Here is a 21075-nt window from a genome sequence, read left to right as displayed (position 1 = left end):
CGCTATATATGACCCATTTTTGAATCGAGGTTGTTGTTTAGTTCATGGCCAATCCGACCATCTCTCGCGAGCCTCATTGGTTGAACAAATCGCGTATGGCTACCAGCCTCGGCATCACGACTCAGGCCTTTGATAAATGGGGCGTTCAGCCTGTTGCGAAGATCGGCCGTGATGTCTTCTACGACGTCCGGTCGGTGCTGGATAACCGGCTTAAGCATCAGGTGACAAAAGACCAACCTGTTGACGACAACGGTGATCCGATCGATCCGCTCATTGAATACAAACAGGCGCAGCAAAAACTGCGGCTGACAACTGAGCAGGCGGACGCTCAGGAAATGCGCAACAAGGTGAAGGCCAAGAAGCTGGTACCGGTTGATTTTTGCTTGTTCGCATTGTCTCGCCTGAGCGCAAAGCTCGGGTCAACCCTCGACACCGTGCACTTGAAGGTCAAGCGCAAGTGTCCCGACATCGAGGTGCGTCACCTTGAGGCGATCCAGCGCGAAGTCGCCGTGACGCGTAACGATGCGGTCGGCTTGGCTGATCTTTTGCCGGAGTTGCTTGATGAGTTTGTCGACACCTTGGATGAGGGCGCTGGTTGAGGGGGTCCGCAAGGGACTCGCCGGGCTCTACAAAGAGCCGCCGCGAACAGCGGTTGAATGGGCCGATGAGCATTTCTATCTGTCGTCCGAGTCGTCCTATCAGGAAGGCGATTGGACGACGGCGCCGTTTCAGGTCGCGATTCTCAACGCGATGGGTAACGACCTGATCCGTGAAGTCAACGTGCTGAAGTCGGCGCGGGTTGGTTATACCAAAATGCTGGTGGCCAACATGGGCTACAAGGTCCAGCACAAGAAACGCAACGTCATCGTCTGGTGCCCAACCGATGGCGACGCTGACGGCATGATGAAGCGGCACATCGAAACGATGATTCGTGACAGTCCTGTGGTGCGTGCCTTGGCACCTTGGTATGGGGTAAAGCATCGCGATAACACACTGGATGAAAAGCGCTTCGATAACGCCAAGATGCTGTGGTGCCTGGGTGGCACGGCGGCGAAAAATTATCGGGAGAAAAGCCCGGATGAAGTGATTTATGACGAGCTGTCGAAGTTCAACGCCGACATCGAGGGTGAGGGTGCTCCCACCATTCTTGGCGACAAGCGCCTGGAAGGTGCCACGTTCAAAAAGTCCATACGCGGATCGACCCCGACGACAGTGGTTGTCGCTGACGACAATGAGGAAACCTCGGGGGAGGGCTGCCAGATCACGCGGGCGGCCAACGACTCCCCGCACTTTCTTCGCTTCAACATCAAGTGCCCGTGCTGCGGTACCGAGCAATACCTGAAGTGGGGCGACCCGGCTACGCCGTTCGGTATCAAGTGGGCCGTGGACGAACTGGGGCAAGTGGTGAAGGCCTGGTACCTGTGCGAGTCCGGCCATGGCTGTACCTTCGAATACCACGAAATGGTCGCGGCATCCGTCAACGGTCGCTATATCTGCGAGCGGACCGGTATCTGGACGCGTGACGGCATGGACTGGTTCACCGATGTGGACACTTCAATGCCGTCACCGCGTTCGGTGACTTTTCATATCTGGACGGTGTACTCGGAGTTTGTGACCTGGGCCGAAGTCGTCACGGAATGGCTCAAGATCAAGAAGGATCGGGGCAAGCTCAAAACCTTCGTCAACACCACCCTGGGCGAAGCTTGGGAAGAGGACCAAGGCGAGCAGTTGGAATGGCAGCAGTTGCACGCACGCCGGGAGATATACCCGCAAGTGCCGGCCAAAGCGGTTGCCCTGTTCGGCGGTATTGATACCCAGGATGACCGCTATGAGGGCCGGGTCTGGGCGTTTGGCGCGGGTGAGGAAGCGTGGCTGGTCCATAAGTTTGTGCTGCAAGGTGACCCGGGCAGCATCGAGCTACGGGCCAAGGTCGGCGTCGAGATCCACAAGACCTTCACCCGGGCGGATGGCACGGTGATGGGCGTCGAGCGTTGGTGTTGGGACCAAGGTGGTCACTACTGCGATGAAGTACGTGAAGAATGCATCAAGCACGGCACCCAGTGGGTGATCCCTGTATTTGGTGCTTCGACTTACGGCAAGCCGATTGCGACCTGGCCGCGTAAGAAAACCAAGGTCAAAGGCGGGCGTGCGTACCTGGTCGAAGTGGGTACCGACAATGCCAAAGAGCTGATTTATGGCCGTCTCAAGATGCAGCCGGACGGTTCGGGCGCGCCTGTGCCTGGCTGTATCCACCTGCCGGCCAACGAGATGATTTGCGGCGAAGACGAATTGCGACAACTCACCGCCGAGCGCCGTAAATGGGTGATCGTCAAGCATCAGCGCGTCCAGCGTTGGGACGCAGGCGGGCGCCGAAACGAAGCGCTCGATTGCCTGGTGTATGCCTTGGCGGCGTTACGTGTAACGCAGCAGCGCTTTGGCATGAATCTCGACCTGCTCGCGCAGCAGTTGCCGTCAGGCACCTGGACTGTGCCGGTGAATTACGAGCAAGAAAGCAAACCGGCCACTGTTGCCGCTCCGATATCGGCTCCGGTGTCGGTGCCTGAGGTCGAGCCTGAACAATCACCCGACCAGCCCGCCGAGTCGGGCGGCTGGCTTAATACAGGACAAGGCGCATGGCTATAACCGCTCAAGACATGGTGGACCGCTATCTGGAGGCCGAGTTGGCCATCCTGCAGGGAAAGGAAATCCTCTTTAACGGTCGCAAGTTAATCATGGATGACCTGGAGGAAATCCGCGCTGGCCGGCTGGAATGGGAGCGCCGGGTGCGGGCACAACAAGCCGCAGCGGCAGGGCAGCCACCGTATGCCTTGGCGACATTCCGATGAACCTGCTGGATCGTGTACTGGCCCCGGTGTTTCCCGGGCTGGTGGCTGACCGTCTGCGTGCCCGTAGCACGATCATGGCCTTTGAAGCGGCGCAGGCGACTCGCACGCACCAAGCCAAAAAACAATCTGCCAGCGCGGACCGCTCGCTGCAGCGTTCGGCGCGCTCTTTGCGCGAGCAGTGCCGCAAGTTGGACGAAGACCACGACATCGTCACCGGCTTGTTCGATCGTCTGGAAGAGCGAGTGGTGGGCGGCATGGGCATCGCGGTCGAGCCGTTTCCCTTGAGCTACGCCGGGGAAGTGCATCTGGAATTTGCGGCGCAGATCAAGGCCCGCTGGGCCGAGTGGTCGTTGCGCCCGGAAACGTCCGGCGAGCTGTCCCGCCCGCAGATGGAGCGGCAGGTGTGCCGCACCTGGCTGCGCGATGGCGAAGCCTTGGCGCAGAAGCTCAAAGGGCGTGTGCCCAGCTATGAGCATTTGAGCGTGGTGCCTTTCGCTTTGGAGTTGCTGGAACCGGATTACCTGCCGTGGGAATACAACGATGAAGCCAAGGGCATTGTGCAAGGAATCGAGCGCAATCAGTGGCGGCGGGTCCGGGCCTATCACCTGGTCAAGCATCACCCCGGGCATGCCGCCGGTTTCCAGCTGACTTTGATCACCAAGCGCGTGCCGGTCGAACAGATGATTCACATCGCGCACCGTAAGCGCATCGGTCAAAACCGCGGCCAACCTCTGCTGCATGCCGTGCTGATTCGCCTGGCAGACATCAAGGATTACGAGGAAAGCGAACGGGTTGCCGCACGGATCAGCGCGGCGCTGGCCATGTACATCAAAAAAGGCACGCCGGACGACTACACCACGCCATCGGCGGTGAATGGCCAGGCTGTCGCTGCTCGCAGCATTCCCATCGGCCCTGGCATGGTGTTCGACGGCCTGCTGCCCGGCGAAGACGTTGGCATGATCGAAAGCAACCGGCCCAACCCTTTTCTTGAAGGCTTTCGCAACGGCCAGCTCAAGGCGGTGGCCGCCGGTACCCGGGGCACTTACTCCAGCGTGGCGCGCAGTTATGACGGCACCTATTCCGCACAGCGTCAGGAGCTGGTCGAGGGGCAGGCGGGCTATGACCTGCTGCAGCACGAATTTATCGACTACTGGAGTCGCCCGGTCTATCGCGAATGGCTGCACATGGCGATTGCCAGCGGGGTGATCAAGGTGCCGGCCGACGTCGATCCGGACACGGTGTTTGGCGCGATTTACCAAGGGCCGGTGATGCCTTGGATCAATCCGATCCATGAGGCCAATGCTTGGAAAATTCTGGTTGAAGCAGGCTTTTCCGATGAGTCGGAAGTGGCGCGGGCGCGGCAGCGCAACCCGCAGGAACTCAAGCGTTCCCGGGCTTCGGAAATCAAAACCAACCGGGAACAAGGACTGGTCTTCAGTTCGGACTTCTATCACGAGATCTATGGAAAAACGCAAACCGATGAACAGCCAAAAAAACCTGTCGTTGATGAGGCCGAGAGCCTCGATAACTCCGACGAATAAGCCCGGCGAAAGCTGGTATTCGCTCCGTGCGGTGCAGCGCGGGGTGGTCGAGGTGATGCTGTACGACGAGATCGGTGCTTGGGGCATTACCGCCAAGCAGTTCGCCCGTGATCTGGCCGCCCTGGGTGACGTGTCACAGATCAATCTTCACATTCACTCGCCGGGTGGCGACGTGTTTGAAGGCACCACCATGTACAACCTGCTGCGCGGCCATTCGGCGCGGGTCGTGGTGTACATCGATGGTCTCGCCGCTTCGATGGCCAGTGTAATTGCCATGGCCGGGGATGAAATCAACATGCCGGCCAACGCCATGATGATGATTCACAAGCCGTGGGGTGGTCAGGTGGGTGATGCCGACGCCATGCGCGAGTACGCCGACCTACTCGACAAAGTCGAGAGCACGCTAATTCAGGCGTACATGCGCAAGTCGGGCAAGGCGATTGAGGACATTCAGGCGCTGCTCAAGGCTGAAACCTGGATGGATGGCAACGAAGCGGTGGCGGCCGGTTTCGCTGACAACGTGCTTGACCCGTTCAAGGCGGCCGCTCAACTCACTTCAAAACGCATGCAGGAGTTCAACAACATGCCTACCTCGGCACAAAATCTGTTCAATCCGCGCGCTTCCGCTCCAACCCCAGCGCCTGCTCCGGCTCCCGCTCCAGCCCCGACTCCAGCGCCGGTTGTCGATCCGGCGCCGGTCGCGCTGACTCTCGATCAGATGCGCGCCCAGGTCATGGCGGCGGACGGTGCTCGCCGCACGGCGATCAATGCCGCGTTCTGCGGCTCGCTGGTCACCAGCCACACCGAGCTGCTCAACACCTGCCTCAATGACCTAAGCTGCACGGCCGAGATGGCGCGAGAAAAACTGCTGGTTGCGCTGGGCTCGACCACGACCCCAACGGGTGGCCCTAACCACCATGGCCACGTCAGCAATGGCAACCTGGTCGGCGATTCGGTGCGCGCCTCGCTGGCGGGTCGTTTGGGTCAGGCGGAAAATCAGAAGGACAACGCCTATAACCACATGAGCCTGCGTGAGCTGGCCCGTGCTTCGCTGCATGATCGCGGCATTCTGGTGGCCACCCTTGATCCGATGGCCATGGTCGGGCTGGCGTTCACCCATGACTCCAGCGACTTCGGCAACATCCTGGTGGACAGCGCCGCCAAGTCGGTGCTGCTCGGCTGGGACGAGGCGCCGGAGACCTACCACCTGTGGACCAAAAAGGGCCGCTTGAGTGACTTTAAGGTGGCATCCCGGGTCGGCATGGGGGCCTTCCCGAGCCTGCGTGAAGTTCGCCCAGGTGCGGAATACAAATACATCACCACCAGTGACCGTGGCGAAAAAATCCGCCTGGCCACCTACGGTGAAATGTTCAGCATCACCCGTCAGGCGATCATCAACGACGACCTCGACCAGCTGAGCACGGTGCCCTACAACATGGGCTTGGCCGCGCGCGGCACCATCGGCGACCTGGTCTACGACACGCTGATCCATTCGCCGGTGATGAGCGACGGCAAAGAGTTGTTCGATGCCGAGCGAAACAACCTGTTCACCGGTGCCGGCGCCAATATGTCGATTGAAGCGCTGAGCAAGGCCAAGACCGCCATGGCCTTGCAGAAAACTCAGGTCGAGGGCGGCAAGCCCCGGACGCTGAACATTCGCCCGGCGTTTGTTTTGGTACCGGTGGCGCTGGAAGACAAGACCAACCAACTGATCCGCTCGGCGTCCGTACCCGGCGTCGATACCAATGCCGGTATCGACAACCCGATCCGCAACTTCGCCGCAGTGATCGCCGAACCACGTCTTGACGATGATTCAGCGACCACCTGGTATCAGGCAGCCCGCCAAGGCGCGGACACCATCGAAGTCGCCTACCTGGACGGCGTTGAACAGCCCTACATGGAGCAGCAACAGGGCTTCACCATTGATGGTGTGACGAGCAAGGTGCGAATCGACGCTGGGGTCGCGGCGCTGGACTATCGCGGCCTGAACAAGTCGGTCGGTGCGGTAGCGACTAAAGCCCGCTGACAATAGTGATTCACCTCAATACCCCGCCGTGTGCGGGGTTTGTTGTTTCTGTGCAGGAGAAAAACGCATGTCCAAGAATTATTCCGGCCCCGGTAGCACGCTGACTTTTGTGGCGCCAGATGGTGGCGCGATGGCGGGGGTGCCGTTGGTGCTGGTTGATACGGTGGTCATCCCGATTGCCAGTGGTGCGGCGGGTGATGTCCTGGTGGGCCATCTCGACGGCGTCTGGCGTTTGCCCGCCGATGCGGCACTGTTGCAAGGGCAGAAGGTGGCCCTGCAAGGCGGTGTGCTGGTCGATCCGCTGGTGGCCACCGGTGACCTGGTGCCGTTCGGCAAGCTGATGAGCGCTCCGGTCGGCGGGATTGCCGAAGCGTTGCTGATTCAGTGACGGGAATGGAACGCTTCCGCGACATCACGGCGCGCATGGATGCGGTGCTGGTGGGTCGCTTGGGTGACCGAGCGATCAAGCCGGATGGGGTGGCGCTGTTCGGTGCCTTTCTCTCGCCCTTTGTCGGCGCCGACGTGGGTGGCAAATCGAAGAGCGTGCGCCTGGGCAATGCCATCGTGACCGACAACGTGCTGGCCCCGACCTTCACGGCCCGGGTGGTGGATGCGACGGGGATTGATAAAGACAGTTTCCTGACCATCGATCTGCCGACCGAGCAAGGGGGTGGCCGCTACAAGGTGAGCAAGCGCGAACCGGACGGCGCCGGCATGGTCGCCTTCACACTGAGTTTGAACAATGGATGAACTGACGACCTTACACAACGCCATTGAGGCCACCTTTCGCGAGCGCTTGCCGATGGTGGCCAGCGTCGAGTCGTTTCCCGAGCTGGAGGCCGAGGTGGGGCTGCCGGCGGTGTTGTTTGCCCTGACGGACATTGGTGAAGCGACGGACAATGGCAGTGGTAAAACGTCGCTGACTGGTCGTTTTCAGGTGTGCATCATGGTTGATTCCACCCTCAGTAAAGCCGCCTTGCAGGCGGCCATTCTAGCCACCGAGATCAGCAAGATTTTACGCGGGCAATATTGGGATCTGGACTTTGTCGAGGAGGTGCAGGATGTCCATGCCTTTCCGGATGACTCGATGCCCGAGCTGGCCCAGTTCGTGATGTGGATTGTCGAATGGAAGCAGGTGTTTCAGGTCGGCGAACTTGAATGGCCATGGCCGATTGAACCTCCGGGCAGCCTGTACCTGAACGTCGACGGTTGCACCGGTATCGGCAACGAAGACCACTACTTTCAGCCGGAGGATCTGGAGAATGGGGTACCCCAGCGCTGAACATGACCGGATGATCGCCGCCATGCTGTTGCCCAGCGTGGTGGTCGGCATCGATCTGGAGGCCGGCCGGGTGCGGGTCAAGTCAGGTGACTGGGTCAGTGCCTGGGTTCGTTGGCACAGCCTGGCCGCCGGCAAGGCCCGCCACTGGCGGGTGCCGAGCATGAATGAGCAGGGCGTTTTGTTCAGCCCTAGCGGTGAGCCGGCCATGGGGACCTTTATCCCGGGGTTGTATGGCAATGCCGGGGCACCGCCGGACAACCGCGATCATGTCGAGGCCTGGCACTTCGAAGATGGCGGCTCGCTGGTCTACGACTGGCAGGCCAATAGCTACACCATCAGTGTGCCGAGTGGGCAGGTCCTGATCCGTGTCGGCGCCTCGACTCTGGCCGTTACGGATAACGCGATAACCGGCCAGGCCGCCGCCATCGATCTGACCGGTGCGGTCACGATCAACGGGCCGTTACGCGTAACGGGTGACATTCAGGGTGACGGCAAAATCATGGACGCCACTGGCAACAGCAGCAACCACTCGCATTAACCCGATTCCGTTCACATTCAGCCCGCCATGCGCGGGCCTTTTTATGCCTGGAGCAAACCATGACGACCAAAATCAAAGGCGCCGCCGTGTCGCCCGACGAGCCTGACGCCAATCCACCCATGCCGGCCACGCTGGACGCGGTGCGGGTGTTTCGCGACACGCTCTATACCTCCCGGGTGCTGATCCTGCCCCAGTGCAGCGGTACGTTGCGGGTGACCAAGGGGCAGGTCTCGGTGGCGTCGAACGATAACGCCGCCATCGGCTACCTGGAAGGCCGGGTGGACTTTATCGCGGTCGAGGGCTGACCTACATGATCGGACTGGATCGCCGTACCGGTCAGCTGATCTCCGGCCTCGATCACCTGCGCCAGTCCATCGAGGACATTCTCTCCACTCCACTGGGCAGCCGACGCATGCGCCCGGAGTACGGTAGCAAGCTGCGGCGTTTTGTCGACTTGCCAGTCAATGACGGCTGGAAAAGTGCCGTGCAGGCGGAAGTGGCCAGCACGCTTGGGCGTTGGGAGCCGCGGTTGAAACTCGGGCGGGTGCGCGCCGTGGCCATCCTCGACGGACGTATCACCTTTGAACTGACCGGGCAGTACCTGGGCGGCGATGTGTTGTTAGAGGTGTCGACATGACCATGGAGCTGGCGGCCCTGCCGCCGCCGCAAGTGCTGGAAGACCTCGATTTTGAAGAGGTCTACCAGGAGAAACTGGAAGCCTTCCGCCTGAGCATGGGCGACAACTGGAGCGCGGAGCTGGAGAGCGACCCGGTGCTCAAGCTGATCGAGCAGGCCGCGTATGGCGCCTTGCAGAACCGGGCGCGGGTCAACGATGCGGGCAAGGCCTTGCTGTTGGCCCACGCCGAACGCGCCGACCTCGATCACCTGGCCGCCAACGTCAACCTGCAACGCCTGGTGATTCAGGCCGGAGATCCGAGCACCGTGCCACCGACGCCGCAGGTGCTCGAAGAGGACGATGCCCTGCGCGAGCGGGTGCAGCTGTCGTATGAGGGGCTGACCACGGCGGGGCCGCGCAACAGCTACATCTTGCATGCACGCAACGCTTCCGGGTTGGTGGCCGATGCCACAGCGGAAAGCCCATCGCCGGCCGTAGTGGTGGTCACCGTGCTCAGCCTGGAAGGCAGCGGCGCGGCCTCGCCAGAACTGCTGGAAGAGGTCCGGCTGCACCTCAATGACGAGGACGTGCGGCCGGTGGCCGACCGCCTCACGGTGCAGAGCGCCGTGGTCATCGATTACCACATTGAAGCAGTGCTGTACCCCCAGGCACCGGGGCCGGAAAACGAAGCCTATCTGGCCGAAAGCCAGAAACGCCTGGGCGAGTGGATCAACCCGCGTCGTCGTTTGGGGCTGGAAGTGGCGCGCTCGGGGATCGATGCGCAGTTGCACATTCCCGGCATCGCCCGGGTTGAATTGCTGGATTGGACTGATATCAAGCCGAGCAAGGCCGAGGCGGCGTATTGCACCGGTTACAGCGTGACGCTGGGGGCCTGACATGAGCAGCCAGTTACCGCTCAACAGCACGCCGCTGGAGTTGGCCGTGGAAGCGGCCAACTACGAAAGCACGCTGATTCCGCTGCGCAGTTTGTACAACGCCGACACCTGCCCTGAACACCTGTTGCCGTATCTGGCGTCGGCCTGGTCGGTGGACCGCTGGAACAACAACTGGACGCAGGAGGCCAAGCGCACGGCGATCCGTTCGGCGTACGACGTGCACGCGCGCAAAGGCACCATCGGTGCGCTGCGTCGGGTGGTCGAGCCCTTGGGCTACCTGATCGACGTGGTCGAGTGGTTCGACACCGTGCCGGAAGGCGTGCCCGGCACCTTCGCCCTGGAGGTCGGCCTGAACGACGCGGGCATCACCGAGGAACTGTACGAGGAACTGGCTTGGTTGATCGACGACGCCCGTCCGGTCAGCCGGCACATGACCAACCTGGCGCTCAGTCTGCAGACCGAGGGAGTGCTGGGCATCGCCGTGTGCGTGCAAGAGGGCGAAGAGATCGACGTGTACCCACCGGCCCCGCAAGACATCGACGTGACCGGCACTTTTGGCCCGGCGCTTTGCGTCGATGAAACCGATACTTTGGACGTTTATCCCTATGATTGATAAGAGCAGTCAGTTTTTTGCCATCCTCACGGCAGTCGGTGAAGCCAAACACGCCAATGCCATCGCCATGGGCCTGGACTGGATGTTCACCGAGATGGGCCTGGGCGATGCCAACGGCACCGACCCGATTCCCGATCGCCTGCAGACCCAGTTGATCAACGAATGGCGCCGGGCGCCGATCAACCAGATCCGTGTCGATCCGGCCAACCCCAACACGGTGATCACCGAGCAGATCATTCCGCCCGAAGTCGGCGGTGAGTGGATTCGCGAGATCGGCCTGTACGATATCGACGGCGACCTGGTGGCGGTGGCCAACTGCGCGCCGAGCTACAAACCGTTGCTGGACCAAGGCAGTGGCAAGACCCAAGTGGTGCGGATGAACTTCATCGTCAGCAGCTCGGCGAACATCGTGCTGAAGATCGACCCGGCGGTGGTGCTGGCCACGCGTGAATACGTGGACCTCAAGATCCAGGAGGAACTGGCCAAACTGGATCACAAGCAGTCAGCGCGGGTAGCGGCCACGGTCCCCATCACCCTGAGCAATGTGCAGACCCTCGATGACGTGACTGTGGTCGTCGGTGACCGGGTGCTGGTGACCGCCCAGGCAGAGGCCCATGACAACGGCCTGTATGTCGTCAGCGCCGAAGGCTGGACGCGGGCCACCGATGCCGACAATAGTCTGGAAGTGACCCCCGGGCTGTTCGTCCACGTCGAGCAGGGCAGCGTCAACGGCGACAGCCTTTGGCAGTTGATCACCGACGCGCCGATCACCTTGGGCAGCACCGGTTTGCAGTTCGAGATTATCGCGGGCGGCAATGGAGTGGGCATTGGCACGTTTCGCAGTGTCACCGTCGATGCCCTTGGGCGCGTAATCGCCGGTACCAACCCGACCACCCTGGCCGGCTACGGCATCACCGATGCCCTGGCGGTGAGTGAAAACCTGGGTGATGTTGCGGATGTGGTTGAGGCTCGGAATAACCTCGGGCTGGGCACCGCCGCGACCGCTGCTGTGCAACTCGATCTGCACGATGCAACGCCTGATGCACTGATGAAGGTCGGAGCGTTCGGCTGGGGCGGGCCCGCCTATGCAGTCAGTGATGTTGACATCGGTGGCTTGAACGCGGAGACGGCTCTCTATTTCATCAGCAATGGCACAGGTGGGCCAGGAGGCGGAATCTATGAGGGTTGGGTTCGCGTCTCGGCGATTACACCCGGTCAATACGCCTTCCAGGAGATTTATGGGAATGCTGACCACACCCTACACCGCCGGGCCTTGACGGCCGGTGTTTGGGGCGAATGGGAAAGCACCTGGGACTCAACCGATCTGGTTAAACAAACCTCTCCCCAAGATGACACGCCAGGCCGTGTATTGCTCGCGGGGGCATATGGCTGGGGGCAGGGGGGGATTGTCCTTCCCGATGGCACCGATATAAACACAATCACCACCGTGGGCATTTACCGGGTGAACCCCGGGCCGAACGTTCCAGAGGGGTGTCAATTCTCCCCCCTGCTGGTTGCGGTCAGCCAAGACACCCTCTGGCAACAAATCATCGGCTATAACACCGGTACAACTTACACCCGTGGCGGTGTTCAGACCCCAGAGGGATACGTATTCAGTGAATGGGTAACGGGTTGGGACACCAGTAACTTTGACCCTGCTGCGTACCAACCTGCTTTGGGTTTCACTCCCGTGCAGCAAGGCGGGGTGGCGGGTCAGGACGCCAACAAAATCTACATTGGCTATGAAAACGCCTCGGGCAAAATAAACATACAGGTTGATGCGCAGAATTTCGGGGGGATCTGGACCGAAAGCAATTTTGATCCTGCTTCCATATTTTCGCTTCCCGTCGGTGTGCCGTTTCCATGGCCAACCGCTACGCCACCCGACAAATGCGTTTTGATGGGGGGGCAGCCGTTCAATGTCGAGTGGTACCCAGCATTGGCCGCCGTGTATCCCAGCGGCTTCCTGCCCGACATGCGCGCCGAGTCGATTCGTGGTCTGGATGGCGGGCGCGGCATCGATCCCGACTTTGGGCGCCCGGTGTTGAGTCTGCAGCTCGACGCGCTACAAAACATGACGGGTGAACTCAGGCTGCAAGATGACGATTCGATGTTGATTGTGAATACGGCGACCGGCGTATTTACGGCGGGTGGTTACATGACGAGTGATATCCCCGCTGCACCACGAGTCAGTGCGACAAGCAATCTCTCTGTAACTTTCAACCCATCCGCCGTCGCCCGTGTGAGCACGGAAACGCGGATGCGCAACGTGGCTTACAACTACATCTGCAGGATGTATTGATGACGACTTTAGTGAATGGCTTTTTTGATGAAAGTGGCTGGATCGATGTTTACACCTTCAGTGAAACCACCGGTGAATACCTCGGACAGCACGACATCTATGTAAGTCGCGGCTGCGGTCTACCGGCGGGCGCCACGCTGGAGGAACCACCCCAAGCCGGTGATGATCAGGTGGTCGTCTGGAGGGACGGGGCGTGGTTGGTGGTGCCTGACCATCGTGGCGTGGTTTTCCGCACCAGCGACGGTGTCGAAGTGACGCATTCGATGCCGGGCGAGTTGCCGGCCGAGCTGACTGATCTGCCGCGACCGAGTGCGGCCTATGTCTGGGACGGTCTGGTTTGGGTGCTGGATGCTGCACGCGATCTGGCGATGCAGAGCCGTCGAGAACAGTCATGGATCGAAAATGAACTGCATTGGGCGGGTCGGGAGATCGACAAGCATCTGGATGCCGACCCGGCCGCGCTCAGCACGGAACTGGCCTGGCGTACCTACCGCAATGAACTGCGGGCCTGGCCCACCTCGGCAGACTTTCCTGCCAGCGATAAACGACCGCTGAAGCCGGACGGATTGACCAATACCGCGTCCTGACGCCCCGCACTGACGGGGCTTTTTCTTTTCTGGAGCATCACATTATGAGTTTCTTTCACGGCGTCACTGTGACCCTGGTGGACACCGGCGCCCGGCATATCGCCACTCCCTCTGCCTCGATCATCGGCTTGTGCAACACCTTCACCGAAGGCCCGGGCGCCTCCGCCAAAAACAACCAGTTACTGCTGATCACCCGCGAAAGTGAAGCGGTGGCGGCGTGGGGCGCCGATGCGGCGATCACCCAGGACTGCAAGGCGATTTTCAAACGGGCCAAGGCGGTGATTGTCGCCGTCGGCGCGCCGCTGCTTGAAGACCCGGATGAACAACTCTCAGCGATCATTGGCGGGGTGTGGGCCGACGGCAGCCGTACCGGCATGCAGGCGTTGCTCGACGGCAAAAGCAAGTTCAACGCCCAGCCGCGGCTGCTGATCACCCCGGGCTACTCATCGACGTTGGCTGTGGCCACCGAGCTGGTGGCGCTGGCCGACAAATTGCGGGCCATGGCCATCATTGACGGGCCGAACACCACCGACGAAGCGGCGATGGCGTATGCCGCCAACTTTGGCAGCAAGCACGCCTACCTGGTCGACCCGGGGGTGCAGTTCTGGGACACCGGCACCAGTGCCACGGTCAATGCCCCAGCGTCGGCCTGGACCGCCGGCCTGTTTGCCTGGACCGATGCCACCTACGGTTTCTGGGCTTCACCGTCGAACAAGGAGTTTGTCGGCATCACCGGCACTACACGGCCGATCGAGTTTCTCGACGGCGATCCTTCCTGCCGGGCCAACGTACTGAACAACGCCAACATCACCACGATCATTCGTGATGACGGTTATCGCCTGTGGGGCAACCGCACGCTGTCCAGTGACCCGAAGTGGGCGTTCGTCACCCGCGTACGCACGCTGGACATCGTCATGGACGCGATCCTCTACGCGCACAAGTGGGCAGTGGACCGTTCGATCACCGCGACCTACGTCAAGGACGTGACCGAAGGCCTGCAGGCGTTCATGCGCGACCTGAAGAATCAGGGCGCGATCATCAACTTCGAAGTCTATGCCGACGAAGAGCTGAACACTTCCAGCGAGCTCAGTCAGGGCAAGGTGTACTGGAACATTCGGTTCACCGACGTGCCGCCGGCCGAAAACCCGAACTTCCGCGTGGAGGTGACCGATCAGTGGATCACTGAAGTGCTGGACACCGCTGCCTGAGGAGGCTGACCAATGATTCCGGAAGTGCTCTACAACACCAATCTGTTTGTCGACGGTATCAGCCTGCAAGGCGATGTGCCGAGTCTGACCCTGCCCAAACTGACGCTCAAGACCGATGAGTACCGCGCCGGCGGCATGGACGCGGCGGTCGAGATCGACCTGGGCACCGAAAAACTCGAGGCCAGCTTCATCACCAACGGCGTGCGCCGCGAGGTGCTGAAGTTTTTTGGCCAGGCCGACCTGACCGGGTTCAACGCCTCGTTCCGCGGCGCCTTCAAGGGCCAGAAAGGGGCGGTCAAGGCGGTGATTGCCACTCTGCGGGGCAGCCTCAAGGAAGTCGACCCGGGGGACTGGAAACCGGGCGAAAAAGGCGAGTTCAAGTACGCCGTCGCGGTGACCTATTACAAGCTGGAGATCGACGGCAGCGTGATGTTTGAAATCGATCCCCTCAACTCGATCCGCGTCATCGATGGTACCGATCAACTGGCCGCCGTGCGGACTGCCCTGGGCATGTAAGGAGCAACACCATGAGCAACGCGAAAGACAACATCCTGCCCAAGTGGCTGCAACTGGGCGCTGGCATCGCCACCGTCAGCCTGTCCCGGCCGAGCGAGGCCAATGGCATTCAGGTCGACAAGTTGACCTTGCGTGAGCCGACGGTGCGCGAGATGCGCGCCGCCACCTTGCAGGGCGGTAGCAACGAAGAAGAGCAGGAGATGGTCTTGTTCTGCAGCCTGGCCAGCATTGGCCGTGCAGATCTGGAGGGGCTGCTGATGCGCGATTACCGTCGTTTGCAGACCGCCTATTTTCGTCTGGGAGCAGATGACGGGGTTTAACCCCAGGCTGCAAAAGACCCTGGCCAAACGCTTGGCCGTCGAGCTGAACTTTTCGGCGGCCGAGATTCAGGGGCTGTCGTTTTCCGAGATGGTCTGGTGGCTCACGGATTGAGCCCCCTTCGCACACAGGTACCCCATGGCAGCCAATAAACTCTCGCTCGGGCTGGTGATTGGCGGCGCCGTCGATTCTTCGCTCGGCGCCGCCTTCAAGAACGTCAGCGGCGAAATGAAAAAGCTTGAGGCGCAAACCACCCGCGCCAAGGGCCTACAGAAAGTCATCGGCGAGACCATGCGTCTGCGCGATGAATGGAAAAAAGCCCACGACAGTGGGGCGGCCAATGCCGATGCCTTGCTGCGCAAACTGGAAACCAACACCAACAGCCTGCGCAAGCAGGGTGTCGAAGTCGGCCGCCTGCGTCAGGAGTACCTGGCGCTGGGCAAGGTGGTACGCAATGCCGAGTTCAAGGCCAAAGGCCTGGGGCAGGTCGAGGAGGGCCGCGAAAGTCTGCGCAGTGGGTTCGGCACGGCGGTGGCCGGTACCACCCTGGCCGCCGTGCCGACCAAGGTCAGTGCGGATTTTCAGGCGATCATTCGTGACATCGCCATCAAGTCCGGTACCGCCAACACCCCGCAGGAAGTGAACACCGCCCGCGACATTGTGCAGACCTCAAAAGACACCGGCATGGCCAACACCCAAGTCGCCGACCTGGTGAACCAGCTGGTGGGCGGCGGCATGGAGCTGGCCGAGGCGTTGAAGTACGCCCCGGTGGCGGCCAAGTTTGCGGTCGGGCAGGGCGCATCGGGTACCGACACGGCGAAGATGATTCTGGCGATGCAGAACAACGCCAGGATCACCGACCCGCAGAAAATGGAACAGGCCCTAGCGTCGGTCGCGCTGCTGGGCCAGCAAGGCAGCTTCGAGGCGGCTGACATGGCCAAGTGGTTTCCGGAACTGTTGGCGCAGATGGCCAGCAGCGGCATCACCGGCCAGGATGCGGTGACCCAATTGGGCGCCATGCTGCAGGTGCAGATCAAGAGCGCCGGCAGCGCCGATGAGGCGGCGAACAACCTGAAAAACTGGGTCGCGAAAATCGGCTCGGGGGAAACCGTCAAAGGCTATGCCGATGCCGGGATTGACTATCAGGGCTCGATGAACGCTGCCATTGCCAAGGGAATGTCGACCTTCGAGGCCAGTTTTGAACTGGCGCGCCGGTATGTGGAAAAGACCGATCCGAAAAAGGCCAACCAGTTGGCGCAAGGGTTGACCCGGATCAACCAGGAGACCAACCCGGCCAAGGCGCAAGCGATGGCCGATGCACTGGCGGCCACCCTGCGTACCGGCGATCTGTTTGCCGACATGCAGGTCAAGACGGCGCTAATGGCGTACACCCAGAACAAGAAATTCTACGCCGAGCTGAAAAAGGGCGCCTCGGACCCCGACGGCCCGCGCAAGGACATTCTCGACAAAAACCTGAGCGAGCGGCGCGAAGCCTCGTCACAACGCTGGGCCGAAACCGGTCAAGCATTCAACGATTCGCTACGTGCCATTGGGGATGCCCTGCGTCCGGCGACGGATGCGCTGGCCAGCGGGATCGGCGGCGCGGCGCGCGGCTTAACCGCCTTGTCCGAGGAAACGCCGAAGGCAGTGCTGGGCTTGGCGGCACTCACAGCCGGAGCCTTGGTGCTGGGCAAGGCCTGGGCCGCGCTGAAGATCGGCCGGGGGCTGGTGAACATCGTCCGTGGTTCGGCCGGTGACCGGTCCAACATCGTGCAGCGGGTGTTCGTGACCAACGCGGATGACGGCGATGACGACGGGCTGGATCACGGCAAAGACGGGAAGGGTAAAGGCGCGAGACGTCGGGGGGGCAAGGGCGCGCGCTTGATGAAAGTGGGCGGCGCGCTGGCGGCAGTCGGTGCCGGTGTTCAGGTGTTGGACACTTACCAGAACGCGACCACCCGTGATGAAAAGGCCGAAGGTTACGGCGAGGCGGCAGGTAGCCTGGCCGGTAGCTTGGCGGGTGCAGCGGCCGGTGCCGCCATCGGGTCCTTCATTCCGCTGCTCGGTACCGCAGTGGGCGGGATGATCGGTGCCTGGCTCGGGTCTATGGGCGGCGGTGACGTGGGCGCGAGCATGGGCAAGTCCTTGTTTGGCGGGCCGGACACGCCGGCCAAAGCACCGCTCGGCATCTTTCCCATGGCCGCCGGCCAAGGCGTTGGCGCGGTCGTGCGTTCAATGGAAAACGCCTCCGCCGCGCCGGTCACGGCGGCGGCATTAATGTCGAGCACCGCGACTAAGACACCCGAATGGCCGAAGGTCGATCAGCAATTTACCTTCGCCCCGGCGCCGGTCATTACCGTGCAAGGCGATGTGAAAGACCCGGCGCAGCTGGCTCAGGAGCTGATGCCGCACCTGCGCCGTCAGTTTGAAGACTTCGCCCGGGAGGCGCGCACCCGGCAGTTGTTTGATGCCCCCCACGTGGGCTAAGGAAGTGAAATGGCGGATGAAAAGACCTACCTGCAGCACCTGCAGGGCGGGCTGAAGTACATGGTCGACGCGGGGGAGGCCGGGCGCACTGACCTGGAGTCCATGACCGGACCCATGAATGGCGCGCTCAATGAAATCAGCGGAGCGGCCGACGCGCTGGAAAATCTGCCCTTTATCAGTGACGACCTGAGCGACAAGACCCGGCGTCTGCAGGATGTGATCAACTCGGCGCAGGCCAAGATCGGCAAGGTCGCCAGCTACTACAACCAGACCCAGCGCGCGCTGGCGCAGTTCGATGAGCACTTCTCCGCGCTGACTGAACAGATTGGCCGCTTTGGCGCGGCGTTCAACAAGGTGGCCGGCAAGGCCAATGCCGCGCTGGGTAATATTTTCCCGACGGAATGGTTTGCCGGCGACATGACGCCGATGCCGGAGGCGGTGAAACCGTTTCCGCACCTGCTGATTCTCTACCCGCTGAAAGCCAATGAGCGGCCGTATTACTTCAACCTGGACACCGCCGCCTTCGATGAACTGCGGCGGCAAACCTCGTTTCGCTGGGCCGCGCAGGAGCGCCTGACCCGGCGCCCGGCGCAACAGGCCGTGGGGCTGGGCGAGGAGAAAATCACCCTCAAGGGCGCGATTTACCCGGGCCACAAAGGTGGACTGAAGCAGCTGGATACGCTGCGCAGCATTGGCGCCAAGCTGCTGCCGCTGAACCTGACCACCGGGTACGGCGAGGTGCTGGGCAACTGGTGTTTGACCCAGATCGACGAGGAACAAAGCGCCTTGCTGCCTGGGGCTATCCCGCGCAAGCAAAGCTTTTCATTGGAGTTCGTCCGTTATGGCGATGACCTGCAGAACGGCTGACGGGGATCTGCTCGACACCCTGTGCCACCACTATTACGGCCATCTGAACCGCAGCGTCGAGGCGGTGCTGGCGGCCAACCAAGGCTTGGCCGATGAGCCGCAACCGTTCCGCGCCGGGTTGCTGATCACGCTGCCGGACCTGGTGATCGAGCCCGACAGCGTGATTTCACTGTGGGATTGATCCCATCACCCAGCCCGCTCCGTGCGGGCTTTTTCTTGTCTGGAGTATGGCTATGCAACCGCTGTTTCGTATCGTCGCCGACGGCGCCGACATTACCGCGCTGATCAATGATCGGCTGGTTTCGTTGCAGCTGTCCGACCGTCCCGGCATGGCGTCGGATTCGTTCGAGTTGCGCATCGACGACCGTGACGGCGCGGTGGCGCTGCCCGTGCGTGGCGCAAACATCGAAGTCTACCTGGGGTATGCCGGCGCCGACCTGACGCGCCTGGGCCGCTACACCGTGGATGAGGTGGCGGTTTCTGGCCCGCCGGACACGCTGGTGATCAGCGGCAAGGCCAGCGATATGCGCGGCAGCGGCAAAACCACGCGCAGCGGCAGTTGGGAGTATGTCAGCCTGGCGCAGATCGTCGGTGACGTGGCCGCGCGCAATGGCTGGCAGCCGTCATGCCCAGTCGACACCCGGGTGCCGCGCGTGGACCAGATGAATGAATCGGACTTCAACTTCATCACCCGTCTGGCCAAGAAACACGACTGCACCGCCAAGGTGGCCGACGGCAAGCTGCTGGTCTTGCCGCGACAAGGCGGGCAGAGCGCCAGTGGCAAGTCCTTGGCGGTCATCACCCTGCAGCGCAGCGACGTGACCCGCTGGCAGTTCCGTTTGAGCGACCGTAGCACGCACCAGGGCGTCAGCACCCAGTATCAGGACCCGGCCAGTGGCGAGCTGCTGATTTCGCACCTGGACAATCCGAATGTGCCGGAAGGGCTGCCACCGGTGCACACCGACCGTCATCTCTACCCGGACAAGTCGGCGGCCGACGAAGCGGCGAAGGCACGCCTGGCCGCGTTCAATCGCTCGACCGCCTCGGTACGCCTCGACCTGCCCGGGCGCACTGACTTGTTTGCCGAAATCATGATCGCGGCGCAGGGCTTCAAGCGCGGGCTCGATGGCGAGTACCTGGTGGAGTCGGTGGATCACACTTTTACCCCGTCGGGGTGGACGGTGTCGGTGGAGTGCAATGGCGGCAAGGAGGGCAAGGCCAAGGCCTCCGGCAAGCCGCAGAAAGTTGTGCTTGAAGTGCCGGACTGATTGCTCGGGCGCGTGAGTCGTCCCGAGTCAGAGTTTCAAAAATCAAAGTAAAAGGAGCGGCCAGGCTGGATGCGTCAACATCCAGTTTGGCCACCGTCCCCGCAGATTGTCCCTGCAAGTCCCGCCAAGGCTCCTGCTCTGTGCACAAAGCAGAGCGAGCCTAGCACCTGTTTATTTATACAGTAAAGGTCTTGCTCTCTATGTCTTCACCTATCATTCCTTGGATGGGCGGCAAACGCCGCCTGGCCGATCGTCTTATCCCGCTGTTCCCCCCTCACGAATGCTACGTCGAAGTCTTTGCCGGCGGCGCCGCGTTGTATTTCATGCGCCCTCAGGCGGCGCCCGTGGAAGTCCTCAACGACATCAACGGCGATTTGGTGACCCTGTACCGCGTGGTGCAAAACCACCTCGAAGAGTTTGTGCGTCAGTTCAAGTGGGCACTCAGCTCGCGCCAGGTATTCGAGTGGCAGAAGATGACCCGCCCGGAAACCCTCACTGACATCCAGCGCGCCGCGCGCTTTTTCTACCTGCAGCACCATGCCTTCGCCGGCAAGGTGTCCGGGCAGACGTTTGGCACCGCCACCACCACTCCATCAATCAACCTGCTGCGCATCGAGGAAAATCTCTCGGCCGCGTGGCAGCGTCTGTCTGGTACCTACGTGGAAAACCTGCCCTGGCTGGAATGCGCTGAACGCTACGATCGCGCCCATACCTTCCACTATATGGACCCGCCGTACTGGCAGACCGCCGGTTATGGGGTGGATTTTCCTTTCGAGAACTACGAACGCATGGCGGATTTCATGCGCCGCTGCAAGGGCAGGGTGATGGTCAGCATCAACGACCACCCGGACATCCGGCGGGTATTCGAGGGCTTTCATTTCGAGACGTTGGATATTCGCTACACCACGACCAACCAACGCCAGGGCAAGGCCGAGATCAGCGGTGAATTGGTGATCATGAACTGGGAACCTTTAGCATTTGGAGGCCTGTTTTGAAATGACTGCTATTAATCCAAAGCTCCAGACGTCTGCTGTCACCAGGCCGCACCTATATGCTGCAAGATCTGTCCTTCGAGTTGAAGATCGTCTGTACTTCTAAGTTTGACTGCGACTCACGGTTTTTCTGAAATGTCACTTGCAGATTCTCTCAGTCATGAGTACAGGT

At 61.3% G+C, this 21075-nt stretch carries 23 protein-coding genes; all 23 read left to right on the top strand.

The features are described from left to right. The first annotated feature begins 44 nt into the window (after positions 1-44). The 23 genes from CAF65_RS19210 to CAF65_RS19100 all read left to right on the top strand — a co-directional run bounded on the left by CAF65_RS19210 (position 45) and on the right by CAF65_RS19100 (position 20906). Positions 45-599, top strand: a complete 555-nt coding sequence (locus CAF65_RS19210; RefSeq protein WP_008015854.1) for a terminase small subunit — start codon at positions 45-47, stop codon at positions 597-599. Further along, entirely contained in the window at positions 562-2643 is a 2082-nt protein-coding gene (locus CAF65_RS19205; protein WP_085717694.1) for a phage terminase large subunit family protein, read from the top strand. The genes CAF65_RS19210 and CAF65_RS19205 overlap by 38 nt, the downstream gene beginning before the upstream one ends. Beyond that, a complete protein-coding gene (locus CAF65_RS19200) occupies positions 2634-2846 on the top strand; it encodes a hypothetical protein (RefSeq protein ID WP_057714284.1) in 213 nt (70 codons plus the stop codon). Before CAF65_RS19205 ends, CAF65_RS19200 begins: the two co-directional genes overlap by 10 nt. Beyond that, positions 2843-4387, top strand: coding sequence for a phage portal protein (locus CAF65_RS19195; protein ID WP_085717693.1), 1545 nt, complete (start codon positions 2843-2845; stop codon positions 4385-4387). The genes CAF65_RS19200 and CAF65_RS19195 overlap by 4 nt, the downstream gene beginning before the upstream one ends. After that, a complete protein-coding gene (locus CAF65_RS19190; protein ID WP_085717692.1) occupies positions 4326-6413 on the top strand; it encodes a ClpP-like prohead protease/major capsid protein fusion protein in 2088 nt (695 codons plus the stop codon). Before CAF65_RS19195 ends, CAF65_RS19190 begins: the two co-directional genes overlap by 62 nt. Positions 6414-6480: 67 nt before the next feature. Continuing rightward, the gene (locus tag CAF65_RS19185; RefSeq protein WP_085717691.1) at positions 6481-6801 is read left to right on the top strand and encodes a capsid cement protein; all 321 of its coding nucleotides are present in this window, start codon (positions 6481-6483) and stop codon (positions 6799-6801) included. Positions 6802-6806: 5 nt separating this feature from the next. Further along, on the top strand, positions 6807-7163 hold the full coding sequence (locus tag CAF65_RS19180; protein WP_256578667.1) for a hypothetical protein: 357 nt from the start codon (positions 6807-6809) through the stop codon (positions 7161-7163). Next, complete coding sequence (locus CAF65_RS19175) at positions 7156-7695, top strand: hypothetical protein (protein WP_178076717.1); 540 nt, start codon at positions 7156-7158, stop codon at positions 7693-7695. Before CAF65_RS19180 ends, CAF65_RS19175 begins: the two co-directional genes overlap by 8 nt. Beyond that, a complete protein-coding gene (locus tag CAF65_RS19170) occupies positions 7676-8233 on the top strand; it encodes a phage baseplate assembly protein V (protein WP_085717689.1) in 558 nt (185 codons plus the stop codon). The genes CAF65_RS19175 and CAF65_RS19170 overlap by 20 nt, the downstream gene beginning before the upstream one ends. A gap of 59 nt (positions 8234-8292) precedes the next feature. After that, positions 8293-8538: a hypothetical protein gene (locus tag CAF65_RS19165; RefSeq protein WP_085717688.1), complete on the top strand. Its 246-nt coding sequence runs from the start codon at positions 8293-8295 to the stop codon at positions 8536-8538. 5 nt (positions 8539-8543) lie between these two features. Next, positions 8544-8870 carry a GPW/gp25 family protein gene (locus CAF65_RS19160; protein WP_085717687.1) on the top strand — a complete coding sequence of 109 codons (327 nt, stop codon included), beginning with the start codon at positions 8544-8546 and terminating at the stop codon, positions 8868-8870. After that, positions 8867-9745: a baseplate J/gp47 family protein gene (locus CAF65_RS19155; protein ID WP_085717686.1), complete on the top strand. Its 879-nt coding sequence runs from the start codon at positions 8867-8869 to the stop codon at positions 9743-9745. The genes CAF65_RS19160 and CAF65_RS19155 overlap by 4 nt, the downstream gene beginning before the upstream one ends. A 1-nt stretch (position 9746) precedes the next feature. Next, positions 9747-10358, top strand: coding sequence for a phage tail protein I (locus tag CAF65_RS19150; protein ID WP_085717685.1), 612 nt, complete (start codon positions 9747-9749; stop codon positions 10356-10358). Beyond that, complete coding sequence (locus CAF65_RS19145) at positions 10351-12660, top strand: phage tail protein (RefSeq protein ID WP_085717684.1); 2310 nt, start codon at positions 10351-10353, stop codon at positions 12658-12660. The genes CAF65_RS19150 and CAF65_RS19145 overlap by 8 nt, the downstream gene beginning before the upstream one ends. Beyond that, the gene (locus CAF65_RS19140; protein WP_085717683.1) at positions 12660-13247 is read left to right on the top strand and encodes a hypothetical protein; all 588 of its coding nucleotides are present in this window, start codon (positions 12660-12662) and stop codon (positions 13245-13247) included. The genes CAF65_RS19145 and CAF65_RS19140 overlap by 1 nt, the downstream gene beginning before the upstream one ends. A 41-nt stretch (positions 13248-13288) precedes the next feature. Beyond that, positions 13289-14455 carry a phage tail sheath family protein gene (locus CAF65_RS19135; RefSeq protein ID WP_143492130.1) on the top strand — a complete coding sequence of 389 codons (1167 nt, stop codon included), beginning with the start codon at positions 13289-13291 and terminating at the stop codon, positions 14453-14455. Positions 14456-14467: 12 nt separating this feature from the next. Beyond that, positions 14468-14971: a phage major tail tube protein gene (locus CAF65_RS19130; protein WP_085717681.1), complete on the top strand. Its 504-nt coding sequence runs from the start codon at positions 14468-14470 to the stop codon at positions 14969-14971. 11 nt (positions 14972-14982) lie between these two features. After that, on the top strand, positions 14983-15291 hold the full coding sequence (locus tag CAF65_RS19125; protein ID WP_085717680.1) for a phage tail assembly protein: 309 nt from the start codon (positions 14983-14985) through the stop codon (positions 15289-15291). Between the two features lie 136 nt (positions 15292-15427). Further along, positions 15428-17776 carry a phage tail tape measure protein gene (locus CAF65_RS19120; protein WP_085717679.1) on the top strand — a complete coding sequence of 783 codons (2349 nt, stop codon included), beginning with the start codon at positions 15428-15430 and terminating at the stop codon, positions 17774-17776. 9 nt (positions 17777-17785) lie between these two features. Then, complete coding sequence (locus CAF65_RS19115; protein WP_085717678.1) at positions 17786-18643, top strand: phage tail protein; 858 nt, start codon at positions 17786-17788, stop codon at positions 18641-18643. Further along, positions 18618-18824, top strand: a complete 207-nt coding sequence (locus tag CAF65_RS19110; protein ID WP_085717677.1) for a tail protein X — start codon at positions 18618-18620, stop codon at positions 18822-18824. The genes CAF65_RS19115 and CAF65_RS19110 overlap by 26 nt, the downstream gene beginning before the upstream one ends. Before the next feature lie 52 nt (positions 18825-18876). Then, complete coding sequence (locus tag CAF65_RS19105) at positions 18877-19911, top strand: phage late control D family protein (RefSeq protein ID WP_085717676.1); 1035 nt, start codon at positions 18877-18879, stop codon at positions 19909-19911. A gap of 200 nt (positions 19912-20111) precedes the next feature. Further along, positions 20112-20906, top strand: a complete 795-nt coding sequence (locus CAF65_RS19100; protein ID WP_085717675.1) for a DNA adenine methylase — start codon at positions 20112-20114, stop codon at positions 20904-20906. The last annotated feature ends 169 nt before the right edge of the window (positions 20907-21075 follow it).

Source organism: Pseudomonas sp. B28(2017) (genome assembly GCF_002113025.1).
GTDB lineage: Bacteria > Pseudomonadota > Gammaproteobacteria > Pseudomonadales > Pseudomonadaceae > Aquipseudomonas.
The sequence above is the reverse complement of the archived record's forward strand: the minus strand, read 5'-3'. Positions and strand labels throughout refer to the sequence as shown.